This is a genomic window from Mesobacillus sp. LC4 (assembly GCF_053543455.1).
The window spans coordinates 328,107-341,790 of record NZ_JBGCUB010000001.1 but is presented as its reverse complement, the minus strand read 5'-3'; the positions used below and the strand labels follow the sequence as shown (position 1 = coordinate 341,790).

The 13,684-nt window shown below is 42.4% G+C and carries 12 protein-coding genes and 2 pseudogenes; 4 read left to right on the top strand and 10 right to left on the bottom strand.

From position 1 onward, the window contains the following. The first annotated feature begins 45 nt into the window (after nt 1–45). Both AB5I83_RS01690 and AB5I83_RS01685 read left to right on the top strand, forming a co-directional pair. Nucleotides 46–714 (top strand): SIMPL domain-containing protein, encoded by a 669-nt coding sequence (locus AB5I83_RS01690; RefSeq protein ID WP_448972357.1) that lies wholly within the window; start codon nt 46–48, stop codon nt 712–714. Between the two features lie 135 nt (nt 715–849). Beyond that, nucleotides 850–1,212, top strand: coding sequence for a rhodanese-like domain-containing protein (locus AB5I83_RS01685; protein ID WP_167831519.1), 363 nt, complete (start codon nt 850–852; stop codon nt 1,210–1,212). Between the two features lie 457 nt (nt 1,213–1,669). Here the strand turns inward: AB5I83_RS01685 and efp are convergent, their stop codons facing one another. The 4 genes from efp to AB5I83_RS01665 all read right to left on the bottom strand — a co-directional run bounded on the left by efp (nt 1,670) and on the right by AB5I83_RS01665 (nt 4,353). Then, the gene (gene efp, locus AB5I83_RS01680; RefSeq protein ID WP_226085323.1) at nt 1,670–2,227 is read right to left on the bottom strand and encodes an elongation factor P; all 558 of its coding nucleotides are present in this window, start codon (nt 2,225–2,227) and stop codon (nt 1,670–1,672) included. Between the two features lie 21 nt (nt 2,228–2,248). Further along, nucleotides 2,249–3,310 carry a Xaa-Pro dipeptidase gene (gene pepQ, locus AB5I83_RS01675; protein WP_226085324.1) on the bottom strand — a complete coding sequence of 354 codons (1,062 nt, stop codon included), beginning with the start codon at nt 3,308–3,310 and terminating at the stop codon, nt 2,249–2,251. Nucleotides 3,311–3,313: 3 nt separating this feature from the next. After that, on the bottom strand, nt 3,314–3,760 hold the full coding sequence (aroQ, locus tag AB5I83_RS01670) for a type II 3-dehydroquinate dehydratase (RefSeq protein ID WP_226642486.1): 447 nt from the start codon (nt 3,758–3,760) through the stop codon (nt 3,314–3,316). Nucleotides 3,761–3,837: 77 nt separating this feature from the next. Beyond that, complete coding sequence (locus AB5I83_RS01665; protein ID WP_167831523.1) at nt 3,838–4,353, bottom strand: YqhR family membrane protein; 516 nt, start codon at nt 4,351–4,353, stop codon at nt 3,838–3,840. Between the two features lie 295 nt (nt 4,354–4,648). Here AB5I83_RS01665 and AB5I83_RS01660 point away from each other — a divergent pair, with 295 nt between their 5' ends. Beyond that, nucleotides 4,649–5,020, top strand: coding sequence for an SA1362 family protein (locus AB5I83_RS01660; RefSeq protein WP_226642488.1), 372 nt, complete (start codon nt 4,649–4,651; stop codon nt 5,018–5,020). A gap of 114 nt (nt 5,021–5,134) precedes the next feature. On the opposite strand, the gene AB5I83_RS01655 is transcribed toward AB5I83_RS01660, so the two are convergent. From AB5I83_RS01655 to AB5I83_RS01630, 6 genes and pseudogenes are all read right to left on the bottom strand, one after another. Beyond that, nucleotides 5,135–6,019: a patatin-like phospholipase family protein gene (locus AB5I83_RS01655; RefSeq protein ID WP_448972353.1), complete on the bottom strand. Its 885-nt coding sequence runs from the start codon at nt 6,017–6,019 to the stop codon at nt 5,135–5,137. 93 nt (nt 6,020–6,112) lie between these two features. Beyond that, the gene (gene splB, locus AB5I83_RS01650; RefSeq protein WP_448972351.1) at nt 6,113–7,138 is read right to left on the bottom strand and encodes a spore photoproduct lyase; all 1,026 of its coding nucleotides are present in this window, start codon (nt 7,136–7,138) and stop codon (nt 6,113–6,115) included. Between the two features lie 221 nt (nt 7,139–7,359). Further along, nucleotides 7,360–9,108: pseudogene (locus AB5I83_RS01645) on the bottom strand (vitamin B12-dependent ribonucleotide reductase); the annotation flags it as partial. 413 nt (nt 9,109–9,521) lie between these two features. Beyond that, nucleotides 9,522–10,394 (bottom strand): LAGLIDADG family homing endonuclease, encoded by an 873-nt coding sequence (locus AB5I83_RS01640; protein WP_448972349.1) that lies wholly within the window; start codon nt 10,392–10,394, stop codon nt 9,522–9,524. 223 nt (nt 10,395–10,617) lie between these two features. Next, nucleotides 10,618–11,406 (bottom strand): annotated as a pseudogene (locus AB5I83_RS01635) (ribonucleotide reductase N-terminal alpha domain-containing protein); the annotation flags it as partial. Between the two features lie 353 nt (nt 11,407–11,759). Further along, nucleotides 11,760–12,596 carry a lipoate--protein ligase family protein gene (locus tag AB5I83_RS01630; protein ID WP_448972347.1) on the bottom strand — a complete coding sequence of 279 codons (837 nt, stop codon included), beginning with the start codon at nt 12,594–12,596 and terminating at the stop codon, nt 11,760–11,762. A 234-nt stretch (nt 12,597–12,830) separates the two neighbouring features. On the opposite strand from AB5I83_RS01630, the gene AB5I83_RS01625 reads away from it, so the two are divergent. Continuing rightward, the gene (locus tag AB5I83_RS01625; protein WP_167831691.1) at nt 12,831–13,151 is read left to right on the top strand and encodes a rhodanese-like domain-containing protein; all 321 of its coding nucleotides are present in this window, start codon (nt 12,831–12,833) and stop codon (nt 13,149–13,151) included. Nucleotides 13,152–13,684 lie beyond the last annotated feature (533 nt).

Genomic DNA, 13,684 nt, shown 5'->3' with positions numbered 1-13,684 from the left:
ACATAGAAATAGGTAATAGAAAAAGGAAGTGTGGAGGGATCATGGATGGTTAATGGTTTGAATACTGGCTACCGTGGCAATGGTGCTGGAAATGGGAGAAAAATTACCGTTAGTGGGGAAGGCTCGGTATTCGCAGCGCCAAACCGTGCAACCGCAACGGTTGGCGTTCGTACCGAAAATCAAAATTTGCAAAGTGCACAGGCCGAAAATGCCGAAAAATCTAATGCTATGTTAGCATCCTTACGCAATCTCGGGATTGCAAAGGAGGATATGAAAACAGCAGATTTTCGTATTGATCCGATCTATACCTATGAAGACGGAAAACAATTATTCCAAGGATATCGAGTTACACATTTATACAGTATCACAATCAGGGATCTCGCAAAGGCTGGCCTGATTATTGACACAGCCGTTGAAAATGGTGCCAACGAGATCATGAACATTCAATTCTCAGTTGCTGAGCCGGAGGAGTTATATAATAGGGCTCTTTCAATGGCAGTGGTGGACTCCTTTAACAAAGCCCAAACAGTAGCACGGACTTTGGGAATCCAAACTCCAATTTCCCCACTTTCGATTACCGAGGAAACTCAGAAAGGTTCGCCAGGTCCATTCCTGGTAGCATCACTCAGTACAAGCAAAGAAAGCGGAACTCCGATTGAGCCGGGAAGATTGGAAATCAAAGCAACTGTGACAGGAACGTATATAAGTCAATAGATGTTTAAAGCCAGGCATACTGCCCGGCTTTTTTTATGTATAAAGAAAATACTGCTCCCTGACACAAATTGTCTATACCCACTTTTGAATTTTTAAGTTAAAATACCTCTATAAGTATACGAAGGAGAGATCACCATGAAAAAAATATTCGCGGCATTTATGTTTATCTTGTTGATTACCGGCTGTTCCGGCGGTTCCTATACAGATGTTACAGTCGACGAAGCAAAAGAACTGATTGACAGTGGAGAAGTTCAGGTTTTGGATGTGCGCACTCCTGATGAATTCGCTGCTGGACATATTCCGGGCGCTAAATTGGTCCCCTTGCAGGTCATCGAAAGCATGCTTTCCGAGCTTGATCAAGACCAAAAATACTTAGTAGTCTGCCGCAGCGGCAACCGCTCAACCCAGGCAAGCGGAATCCTCGTAGAAAACGGCTTCAAGAACATTTACAATATGACCGGCGGAATGAATGAGTGGAAATATGAAATAGAGCAATAAACCTAAACAATTCAATAGTACTCCAGGAAGCATCTCAAAAATTAGAGATGCTTATTTTCATATGGCTCAACTATAACGGGTTGTTAATTTCACAGCCTTGAAAAATAACCGGAATAATTCCGGTTAAATTGGTAACGACCCTTATTTCCTAAAGAATAAGGGTCGTTTTTCCGTTTATTTAATCCGCATCGTTGAATTTTTGCCTATTTACATCAGTTAACCGGAATAACTTCGCTTATTTCTGCTTACTATGGGTCATCCATTCAATAGCCGGAACTTCTCCGCTTATAATTTCATATTATTTACACCATAATCAACAATGGCTATTAACAAAGCTTTTATCAAATAAAAAAACCTGCTTTTCAGCAGGCTTTTAGATAATAGAATATGTCAAATTCACTTCGAAAATTGTCTAGCTCCAGCGCTTGTCGGGGCTGATCAAGGCGCTTAAGCTTTTCTATGCACGTGATACATAAGATGCATCTGTTGTATTGATGATCAGTCTGTCGCCCTGGTTGATGAAGAATGGAACCTGTACTGTAAGGCCAGTTTCCAATGTCGCAGACTTAGTACCGCCAGAAGAAGTGTCACCTTTGATACCAGGTTCTGTTTCTGTTACTTCAAGTTCTACAGAGTTTGGAAGTTCGACACCAAGAGTTTCGTGGCCGAATTGCATGATGTGTACTTCCATGTTTTCCTTAAGGAATTTCAACTCATATTCAATAGAAGAACCTGGCAATTCGATTTGCTCATAAGATTCATTATCCATGAATACGTGCTGGTCACCGCTCGCATAAAGGTATTGCATTTTGCGGTTCTCAATTTGTGCTTTCGCTACTTTCTCACCAGCGCGGAATGTTTTTTCCTGAATCGCTCCAGTACGAAGGTTACGAAGCTTTGAGCGAACGAAAGCTGCTCCTTTTCCTGGCTTTACGTGTTGGAAATCAAGTACTCGCCAAATGCCATTGTCCACTTCGATTGTTAAACCTGTACGGAAATCGTTAACTGAAATCATTGTTTGTCCTCCTAATGTGTCCTATAGTATGATGAGTTCCTTAGTTGAATGTGTCAGTGACTCATTATGGTCTTTAGTTATAACAGTATCATCCTCTATCCTTACCCCGCCCAGACCAGCAATATAGATTCCAGGCTCGACAGTCACAACCATACCAGTCTCAAGCACTGTATCAGATCTGAAAGACAGACCAGGTCCTTCATGTACTTCGAGACCGATTCCATGGCCTGTAGAGTGGCCAAAATACTCTCCATAGCCTTTTTCAGTGATAAAGTTGCGAGTTAGTGCGTCAGCTTCTTTGCCTGTCATGCCCGGCTTGATGCCTGCCATTCCACGCAACTGAGCTTCAAGTACAATATCATAGATTTCCTTTAACTTATCTGAAGGGCTTCCTACGGCTAATGTACGTGTGATATCAGATACATACCCATTATAATAGGCACCATAATCCAGGGTTACAAAGTCCCCTGTTTCAATAACCTTGTCACTTGCTACTCCGTGCGGAAGTGCGGAACGGTAGCCTGAAGCTACAATGATATCGAACGAAGAGGATGTTGCTCCCTGTTTTCTCATGAAGAATTCCAGTTCATTTGATACTTCCAGCTCTGTCCTGCCCGGACGGATAAACTCAAGTATATGTGTAAACGCAGCATCTGCGATGGCTGCTGCTTCCTTTAATATCTTAATCTCTGAATCAGTCTTAATCAAGCGTAACTTTTCGATTTCGCCTGATACAGGCACTAATTCAGCTTCCACAGCCTTATCAAAGGTTTTGTAAGCAGAATATGTAACATGATTTTCTTCAAAGCCAAGCTTTTTGATCCCCAGCTTTTTGGCCTGCTCTGCAACCTCATCCTGGATCAATCCTTTGTGCAGGACGACTTCGTAGCCTTCACATTGTTTTGCTGCCTGCTCAGTATACCTGAAATCCGTGATGAATAGTGCTTTTTCAGCGCTGATCAGCACCATACCTGCGGAACCAGTGAAACCAGTCATATATCTGCGGTTGAAATCACTAGTGACAAGCATTCCATCGATTCCGAGCCTATGAAAGCTCTCACGTAATTTTTGAATTTTTTCCATAACCTATTCCTCCCCTTCTGTTTCCCTTACAAATGCTTCAAGCGCCAATTCATAGCCAAGAACGCCCAGACCGGCAATTTGACCAACAGATACTGGAGCAATCACTGACTTGTGCCTGAATTCCTCTCTTTGATAAACATTGGAAATATGTACTTCGATAACGGGACAATCAATTCCTGCAATTGCATCCCTGATGGCATAGCTATAATGCGTGAAAGCTCCTGGGTTAAAAATAATGCCGTCCATACCAGTGTCTTCTGCTTCATGGAGTTTGTCAATCAGTTCTCCTTCATGGTTCGACTGAAAGCAAGTAACCTCAACCTTGCTTTCCTCTCCAAGACGGATGATCTTATCTTCTAAATCCTTCAGTGTCCTGACACCGTATATCCCCGGCTCCCTTTTTCCCAAGCGGTTCAAATTTGGGCCGTTTAGCAAAAGTATTTTTTTCATGGCAGCTCCCGTAAAAAAAGAATGTTCAATAAGAACATTCTATCATAATTGATTTCCTTAACACTACCTCGAGAGCCTTAAGAGTTAACTTCGTGCTGATTTTTCTCCAGGTTACGATTTTCATTTTCCTCATATGATATGGAGTAACCAACAAACACACCATATAGGACATAAAAGCAAATCGATGTGACCAATGTATCTTTTGATAGGTCCCAAAACGGTTTGATCCCGGGAAAGAGAGGATTCAGCACGTAGAATACAAGGAAAAACAAGGCCAACCCAAATGCTGCACCAGCCCAAATTGATTTAAGCTTCCTCATCAAGGCATAATACACCATGGCCGCACCAATTGAAAAAAGACCAATCACAACAATGGATATGACTGTACCCAGCCACTGTTCCTTCCAGGCCCCTAATGCCCAAGGCTCAAGAATGACATTGGGACGAATTTCTGTAAAGTTGAAGATATAAGCTAAATAGGCAAGTGAACTCCAAAAAATCCCTCCAAATAAACCGGTTACTATGCTCATCGCGATGAAAGACATTGGTTTTTCCCTTTGATTTTGTTCAAGGTTTTCATTATTTTCTGCCATTGGTTGCACCTCCAACCTTAGTATGTCCCGGACTCCCCAATGAATTGCACAACAGGAAAAATTGTTCAGGAAGCGACCTTGATATAGAGGTTTTTGTTCATTTTTAGTAAAATAAAACTAACAGATCATATGGACGCGAATAATGAAGAAAATGTAAATCATCGTTTAAAGCGCATTTAAATAGGAAAAAGTAGCAGGAGAAGCGTATAAAATCGGAGAATTTGTATAAAGTAATCGTTGGCAAGTTTAAAAGCTGGAAAAATTGCTCATGATGCTAGTAGGGAGGTGGCTTTCATTGAAGAATCGTGCTTCTACGTATATTGTTTCAGGACTGATCGTTCTTGCAATCTTTGGTTTCGCCTTTACATTATTGACCGATCCCCTAAGTATCCTTACCATGCTTGCAACAATCGCCCTGGTTGGTGCGTTAATTTATTTCCTTGTCACCCGCTTGACAAGTTCAAGCTCGGGACGTCAGCAGCAACGTGCATTCCAAAAAGCAGCAAAGCGATCTAAAAAGCGGTTCCAGACTAAAGACGCTAACGTCTCTTCTAAACGTTCAAAAATAAGGTCGCTCGCATCCGCTCGCAGCAAAAAGAAGGATGCGTCGCATTTAACGGTCATAGACGGTAAAAAGAGCAGAAAAAAAAATCGGGCTTCGTTTTAAGCTCGATTTTTGTGTTTTATAAGGCTCTTTGCGTAAGCTTTGTTACTTTTATACCTGAAGAAAAAAACGGCTTCTGCATTGTTACGATCGATTTGCCTCTCTTCGGAAGCATGGTTAATAACACCAGGATTTAAAAAACTTCTCCGCACTCGTCTTTCCCAAATCGATCAATTCCTGTTTCTTTTCATCTGAAAGCTGAAATTCAGTAGTCAAGTTCCCTTCCGTCGGAACGAAAATGATATTTTTTTCATGTTTCCTCGAGATGTATCGGGAATCATGGGCATCCTTCATCGTTTCAAACAAGGCTTCGAACATATTAAGGGCGTTTTTTATTTTGTTGGTAGGCTGCTGGATCAGATTCTGGCTGAGTTTGACACCAAGTACTGGGCGAACTTTTTTTACATTGTCTTTATCAAATAACCACATCGGAAAATTGCTTAGCACTCCCCCATCGACGACAATATTAACTCCGACACGGTCACGCAGCTTCACTGGTTCGAAAAAGAATGGGAGACTGCAGCTCATTCTGATTGCTCTTGCCACCGGGAAAGTCCGTGGATCAACACCATACTTGGGGAGATCATCCGGCAGAATAAGCAGCCGTCCATTGGTGAGATCTGATGCAATAATCCTCAATGCATCCGGAGCGAGGTCACCAAAAGTGCGCAGACCTCTGGAAGCAAGCTTTTCCGCTATCCAACACTCCAATTCGTCCCCTTTATAAAGACCCAGCCGCCAGTAAACAAAAAGCCATTTTGTCAATGCTGATGGGAAGATCGTTTTTCTTGAATCGAGAAATTTTTTCAAGTCAAGGTCATCCAAGATTCCTGCCATCTCATCACTCGTATATCCAGCTGCTAGCAAGCCAGCAATCAAGGAACCCGCACTGGTCCCTGCGACCCTTTTAAAACGGAACCCTCGCTCTTCAATTGCGGCACAGGCACCAACCAATGCCAACCCTTTGATTCCTCCGCCGGAAAAAACGCCGTCAATATACATATGAGCCACTCCCGTCGATGTAATCCCATCTTTACATCTTTAAGCGGTTCATTTGCAAAATAGTACGGCGTACAAGTTAAAAAAAATTTATGATTATGTGAAATATTGAATCTCTGCTTCCGGAAAAAACGAATGGATATAACCTCGGATCGTTTCTTCAAGTTCCTTTGCTTCATCCTTCTGGTAGACGTACTTACCAATGCCATATCGTCCCCATTTATATTTGCGCTTCTCTTCATCCATTTCTAGCTTGGACTTAGGATATCTTTTTTGGATCACATTTTTAGCAGGCTTCGTAAATCGATGCTGGATGAGTTCAAAACTTAAACCTGTCAAGTCGATGCCTTCAAGTGAATGGCTAAGTCTTTCAAATAATTCGTGATAGCCCTCTCTCCAGCCTTCATGAATATAAATTGGGGCAACGATGAAGCCAAGCGGATATCCGGCTTGGGCCACCTTTCTTGCAGCCTCCAGTCTTTCATCAAAGGATGATGTTCCAGGTTCGAAGTTTTTAATCACATAACGGGCATTGACACTGAAACGGAATCTCGTTTTGCCATTATGCTTTGCATCAAGCAGGTGATCGACATGATGATACTTAGTTACAAACCTTAATTGCCCATATTCCGACTCCCCGAAAAATTCGATTGTTTTCTTTAAGGCGTGGGTTAAATGGTCAATTCCGACAATATCGGATGTACAGGCGGCTTCAAATCTGGTGATTTCCGGCTTTCTTTCATCCATATATTTTTGTGCCTGGTCGAATATTTCATCGAGATTCACGTAGGTACGGATATAAGGCTTGCTTCCAAGCGTTGTCTGCAGGTAGCAATAATGGCAATGTCCCATGCACCCGGTAGCAAGCGGAATCGCATACTCAGCTGACGGCTTGGAGGTATCGAATTTCAATGTTTTCCTGACACCGACAACAAGAGTTGATTTAGCATTCCGGTACTGCTGAAGTTCATTGTCACCAGGGATGCCACGAACCTGGTTATGCGAAGTCGTCTCCCTGATTTCCAGCCCCATTTTCTCGAACTTTTCCTTCAGTTCTCGTCCTAGCGGATAGTCCAAAGCCCTCGGTTCGATGTACACAAGCTGTGGTTCAAAAGCTTTCATCTTCCATTCCTCATTTCATTTCCATAAGTCAGTATTGTTAGTATGGGCAGAAATGAAAAAAGAGGATGGAAAAAATATTTCCATCCTCCTTACGCTTTTCTTGGCCAGCTCCAGCGCCTAGCCCCTCGAGTCGCTTCGGTCCGCCCGATGAAGTCAAAGGACGACTTCAACGGGCGGACCTCCACCGCTTGTCGGGGCTGAACAAGGCGCTTACGCTTTTCTTATAATCCACACTTTAACTGTGCGTTGCAGTTTGTGCATGTATTGCAGCCGCCGATTTCTTTTACTTCACCTTTGCGGCAGACCGGGCAGGTGTTGCCGACTTCAGAGCCGATCGTTACGTTGGTAGAACGCAATTCATTGATCGTGTCGACAAGGACAACATGCTGCTTTTGCTTTTCTTTTTTGTCGATTTCCTCTTCCATCGTGTTTTCTTCCGCTTTTAGCGTCAGTACTTGAGAATCGCGGGAGCCGTCAACATAAACGGTACCGCCCTTCGCTCCGCCTTTATACAGACGCTCATATACCTTTTCAACCTGTTCTACACTGTAGCCCTTCGGCGCATTGACCGTCTTGCTGATCGAGCTGTCGATCCAGCGCTGGATGACACATTGAACATCAGCATGAGCTTCAGGCGCCAATTCCATCGCTGAGACGAACCAATTCGGCAGGCTCTCAGGATCAGCTTCCGGATTACGGTCAAGATATTCCTGAACGATATCAGCTTTTACTTCGATGAACTTGCCAAGACGGCCGCTGCGGAAGTAAGAGAAGCTAAAGTAAGGCTCAAGGCCTGTTGAAACGCCAACCATTGTACCAGTTGATCCCGTGGGAGCAACAGTCAGCAAGTGAGAGTTGCGAATCCCGTTTTCAAGGATTGACGCGCGAATATCTTCCGGCATTTTCTTCATGAAACCAGTGTTCGTGAATGCCTGGCGAAGTCTGTTTGTTTCTTCTTCTGTACCGCCTTGAAGGAATGGGAAGCTTCCTTTTTCTTTCCCGAGTTCAACGGATGCACGGTAAGCCGAAGTCGCGATTGTTTCAAACACCTTATCAACAAGCTGGTTTCCTTCTTCTGAACCGTATTCTGTTTCACAGTAGATCAGAAGATCGTGCAGTCCCATTACTCCAAGACCAACACGGCGTTCACCTAATGCTTGTCTTTTATTATCTTCAAGGAAGTAAGGAGTCGCGTCGATGACATTGTCCTGCATGCGCACGCCAACTTCAACAGTGCGTTTTAATTTTTCAAAGTTCACTGTCTTTGTATCCTTGTCCGCCATTTCTGCAAGGTTCACAGCAGCAAGGTTGCAGACAGAATTTGGTGCGAGAGGCTGTTCCCCACACGGGTTTGTCGCTACTACCTTTTGTCCATATGCCTGTGCGTTTGTCATATCATTGGCATTGTCGATGAAGAAAATGCCTGGTTCTGCAGAGTAGGTAGCACAGATATTGATCAGGTTCCATAATTCTTTAGCTTTGATTTTTCTGTAGGTGCGCACTTTATATCCGAGCTTTTCCCACTCGCGGACGTCGCCGATTTTATGCCATTCTTCGTTATATTCCTTCATTGTATCAGCATCATAGCTTTCCACGTCTGGGAAACGAAGTTCATAATCAACATCATTTTCAACTGCGTCCATGAAATCCTTTGTCAGGGTGACTGAAATATTCGCACCTGTAAGGAATTCTGAATTATGGACGGTATACGTTCCGCCTGTTGCAAGCTTTTCTTCAGCAGCTTTGATTATATCTGCGCTGAATCCGCCATAACCCGGGATGCTCTTATAGTTAACGATTCCCTGGTACATTGCTTCTTCCTGCAACGTCATAGGAGTGAATTTAAGCTTTTCCTTCGCCATTTTTTTGATTGAATCATCGTTTGTGTTTTCAATCAGGAAGCGAAGGATCCTTGGATTTTGCATTTTTGAAATGATGAATTCTACAATGTCAGGATGCCACGTACCTACCGTTCCTTTCGGAATATTTCGCTGCTCTGCAGCCGGACTAGACTATATCATCACCCTCAGCATGGTCTGTTAGGGGTCGGGCGCTTATGAGAGTTTATTGTTGGGACTCACTCTCTAGTCGTTGAACCTTCGCCATCACCTTTGCCCAATGACGCTTGGCTGCAGATTGTCCAATGCAAGCAATTTTTAGGCCCTCACGCTCACCGTTTCCAGTCACGTTGTGGCTTGCCTGCCTCTAAGGAGTTCCCTGCAATTCACCCGATTTTCTAGTCGTTCATTTTCTAAACGACGCGGACTAGTGCATCTTTCAATCCGCTAACATTATCATCTGTGCTCCACGCTTTTTGTTACTCGTTCACTTGAACGGGCCTGGTCATTTCTGCCAGGCTCTCACACTTTCATGCGAGATCAGACTATATCATCAAAGAAGAAAATTTATGAAATTTGCGATTAAGTTTTAAATCTCCATTTTGATAAAGGTAACCATAAATCTTTTTCGCATCACCAATACTCGAAAAGTACAAATCATTACAACCCTGTTTAGCACAAATTGCATTAACTTTTAAGCCAATATTATGAGATTTCATATAACCCAAGATCGACTCCATCATAAAGATGGATCCAGTAAAGCCTATTCTCACTTTAAGAAATCCATTTCGACGATAAACTCTTATATGTCCATCAGCATCAAAGAAACCTCTTAGAAAAGCCCATTGAAGATTGCTATTGTTGAAGTCTATCCATTTTTCATTACCTGTTTTCCTAGGTGTTATACCAAGATTTATTAAGTCGTTACAAATCTTGGTAGAACTTATTGGTAATGTAAACTTATTTTGTTCTCTTAATGTGGTCGACTTCCGGAACTTAACTTGATTAACCATGTTTAGTTCCTTAGCAATATCAAAAATCAATTGTTTATCTACTTCAGCTAAGCTTAATACTAATCGTTTAGATTTCTTTCGATCAATTAGAGTACCATCGCCCAAAATGTATCCAACAAGATAAGCTTGATTAGGCGTCCTAATATCCGAAAAATAATTTTCATCATAATGGTGAATTTTATTTTTCAGCTTCCCCGCATCCCCAGGTAATCTTGGTGTTAAAAAACTCAACTCTTTGTTCCATCTCAAAATTGTTCCACGGCTTAAATTAAGTTTTTTTGCAATTTCGACTTGGCTGTAACCTTTATCGTGATAATCAGTAATCGCACTTATCAATTCTTCCTTGTCTCGTGCCCCATAAGGTCGTCGCCGACTCTCAAGGTTTACTTTCACCATAGATTCCATAATAGCTACCTTCTTTCATAATGTTTATGATTATCTGGTAATCCTTAGGTGATTTCAATAGTCGTTGAACGTTCATCTTTGTTTCCAAAGATGCTTCGCTGCTGATTGCCCAATCCATATTATTTTTCAACATTCACGCTCACCGTTACCAGTCACGTTGTAGTTAATATGGCTCTAAGGGTGTTCCAGCAATTCACGAGATTTTAATCCCGCCATGGTTTTAACGGGATCCACCTTGCTCTACAAGATGCGTCAGCTTGGCAATGTCATCAAGCCATGAGACTGATCCGGATGATTTTCCATTTACGCCCTTGGCAAGTGTGTTGCGCGGTCTTAGCGTCGATCCATTCGTTCCTACTCCGCCGCCGCGGCTCATGATTTCCATGACCTGCTTGCGGTGCTCGGAGATGCCTTCACGGGAATCTTTTACAAACGGCATAACGTAGCAGTTAAAGTAGGTAACATCTGTTTCTGCACCTGCTCCATAAAGGACGCGGCCTGCCGGGATGAAATTCATCGATACTAGTTCCTGATAGAACTTCTCAAACCATTCCTGGCGCTTTTCCTCTGTTTTTTCAACTGCTGCAAGCCCTGTCGCATTCCGTTTCGCAATTTGCTCGTAAAATACTTCGAGCGGCTTTTCAATGACGTCCAGTGAACGTTTGATCACACCGGTCGAAGCTTCTTCAGGATCATCAAGCACCCCGCGGAATTCTTCGTCTACAAGCACTTTACCTGTTTTGTTCTCCCAATCAATATCTAGTATGAATCCAAGTCCACGGGCTGGAAACTTTGGGTCCTCTTTGATGGTGAGAACGACGAAATCACCATTTGATAGAGTAATTTTTTCAGTGTCTTTAAAAGTATAGCGGTCCAGCATGACTAATCGGGAGACGCCTTTGTGGGTAAGTTTCATGTCAGAGGTAATCGGGTGAACCTGCGGGAACAGCTTGATATCCTTGTTCAGGCTTTCTACATCCAGGCTCATTTTTTGTCCAATAGTTACAGACATTTCTACAACTCCTTCTACGGTTATATCTTTTCTCTAATGTCTTACTAGAAGTATGTAATTCTAGCTGCATTTTTGAATTACCCTTACGTTATCATATCGAAACATCAAAAATCAATATATAGTATATATTTTATTTTCGACAACACTATATATGGTGTTTAGGTCAGATGTTATAGAATTTGTCAAACATGAAAACTATTAAAAAATCGAGGTATTCAGAGAGAAAAGTAGAATTTCTTCAGTAAATGATAAAAAACAACAAATTTCGAGGGTTGCACTTTTTATAAATCCTCAGAGCCTAGAAAATACTGGATAAAAACAAAAAAAGCGGGAAATCCGCTTTTAAAATATTTTTATCGCTTAAAATTCCACTCATCAGATTCATACTTATTTTTAGCCAGTGCATTTACATAATCCAGTTCTTCGTCACTTAAAGTATATGGCTCCAAAGTAATGCCCAAGCCATCTTCAAAACCTTCTTTGAATGCTTTTTTTGCTTCTTCAAGGTCGATCTTGCGGCTGCTGATTTCATTGATTGCTACAGCTTTAGTCTTGAAGGCTCGCTGCATCCTTTCCTTGACCCTGTCATTCGGATACTTGAACAGACTGAATAGCTTATCCTCATCCAAATCAAGCAAAATGGAACCATGCTGGAGGATAACCCCTTTTTGCCGGGTCTGGGCACTGCCTGCCACTTTACGGCCCTCAACTACAAGCTCATACCAGCTTGGAGCATCAAAACAAACTGCAGACCGTGGGTTTTTCAACGCTTCTTTATCAGCAGAGGTTTTTGGTACAGCAAAATAAGCTTCCAGACCTAACTTCTGGAATCCTTGTAAAATCCCTTCTGAAATCACCCTATATGCTTCTGTTACTGTCTTTGGCATTTCTGGGTGCTCCTCAGTTACGATCACGCTATATGTAAGTTCATGTTCATGCAGAACGCCCCTGCCACCAGTAGGTCGCCTTACAAAACCAAGACCGTGCTGCTTCACAGCATCCATGTCAATTTCTCTTTCAATCTTTTGGAAATAGCCAACTGAAAGTGTCGCCGGGTTCCATCCATAAAAACGGACCACCGGAGGAATTTTTCCGGCACCATGCCATTCAAGCAAGGCCTCATCAAGCGCCATGTTAAAAGAAGGTGAACAGTCACCTGAATCAATAAATCCCCATACCTCTTTATTCATACTAAGTAACCCCATTTAAAAAAGTTTTAAGCTAAGATTTTTTTAGTCTAACAAAATAAATTTCAAAAGCAAAGCAAGATGATTTAAAGAAATTTACGAATTTCCTTTGCTCTCTGCCATGAAGGCTTATATAATTATAAGTGGCTCAGCTAAGCTTGAAAGGAGAAATATGTTTTGGATACACTTATCTTTTTAATCGTCCTGACAGTTGCGGTAATTCTATACTCTGTGTTTATGTATTTCCGCCAGAAAAAAATTCTCAATACCCTGACAGAGGAAGAATTCAAAGCCGGTTATCGTAAGGCGCAATTGATTGATGTCCGTGAACCGAATGAATTCGCAGGTGGACACATTCTAGGCGCAAGAAATATTCCGCTTACCCAACTTAAAGCTCGCCTGAAGGAAATAAGGCCGGACAAGCCTGTTTACCTTTACTGCCAGAGCGGTTCCCGCAGCGGACGTGCTGCACAGCTGCTTTACAGAAAAGGCTACAAGGATCTGAATCATCTACAAGGCGGCTTCAAAAAATGGGGCGGCAAAGTCAAAGCTAAATAAGAAATCTTCCCATAAAATTACCCCTCAGCAGGAATGCTGGGGGGTTAGCTTTTTTACTCTTATCGGTTTAGCTTCTTCTAATAAAAATGTTTAGGTACCTCAAGTTCAGACAGCTTTCCTCTGTTTTCTTCCAAACCTGTCTGAAGCTGCTTCGAGTTCGGACAGCTTTTCTCAGATTTCCTTCAAACCTGTCTGAAGTTGCTTCGAGTTCAGACAGCTTTCCTCTGACTTGTTCCAAACCTTTCTGAAGTTGCTTCGAGTTCGGACAGCTTTCCTCTGTTTTCCTTCAAACCTGTCTGAAGTTACTCCAGATTCAGACAGCTTTTCTCAGATTTCCTTCAAACCTGTCTGAAGTTGCTTCGAGTTCAGACAGCTTTCCTCTGACTTGTTCCAAACCTGTCTGAAGTTGCTTCGAGTTCGGACAGCTTTCCTCTGTTTTCCTTCAAACCTGTCTGAAGTTACTCCAGATTCAGACAGCTTTCCTCTGTTTTCCTTCAAACCTGTCTGAAGTTACTCCAGATTCAGACAGCTTT

What these genes read in the sequence shown, in the direction of transcription:
- AB5I83_RS01690 (WP_448972357.1), top strand. Translation starts at nt 46, where the DNA reads ATGGTTAATGGTTTGAATACTGGCTACCGTGGCAATGGTGCTGGAAAT.
- AB5I83_RS01685 (WP_167831519.1), top strand. Translation starts at nt 850, where the DNA reads ATGAAAAAAATATTCGCGGCATTTATGTTTATCTTGTTGATTACCGGC.
- efp (WP_226085323.1), bottom strand. Translation starts at nt 2,227, where the DNA reads ATGATTTCAGTTAACGATTTCCGTACAGGTTTAACAATCGAAGTGGAC.
- pepQ (WP_226085324.1), bottom strand. Translation starts at nt 3,310, where the DNA reads ATGGAAAAAATTCAAAAATTACGTGAGAGCTTTCATAGGCTCGGAATC.
- aroQ (WP_226642486.1), bottom strand. Translation starts at nt 3,760, where the DNA reads ATGAAAAAAATACTTTTGCTAAACGGCCCAAATTTGAACCGCTTGGGA.
- AB5I83_RS01665 (WP_167831523.1), bottom strand. Translation starts at nt 4,353, where the DNA reads ATGGCAGAAAATAATGAAAACCTTGAACAAAATCAAAGGGAAAAACCA.
- AB5I83_RS01655 (WP_448972353.1), bottom strand. Translation starts at nt 6,019, where the DNA reads ATGTATATTGACGGCGTTTTTTCCGGCGGAGGAATCAAAGGGTTGGCA.
- splB (WP_448972351.1), bottom strand. Translation starts at nt 7,138, where the DNA reads ATGAAAGCTTTTGAACCACAGCTTGTGTACATCGAACCGAGGGCTTTG.
- AB5I83_RS01640 (WP_448972349.1), bottom strand. Translation starts at nt 10,394, where the DNA reads ATGGAATCTATGGTGAAAGTAAACCTTGAGAGTCGGCGACGACCTTAT.
- AB5I83_RS01630 (WP_448972347.1), bottom strand. Translation starts at nt 12,596, where the DNA reads ATGAATAAAGAGGTATGGGGATTTATTGATTCAGGTGACTGTTCACCT.
- AB5I83_RS01625 (WP_167831691.1), top strand. Translation starts at nt 12,831, where the DNA reads ATGTATTTCCGCCAGAAAAAAATTCTCAATACCCTGACAGAGGAAGAA.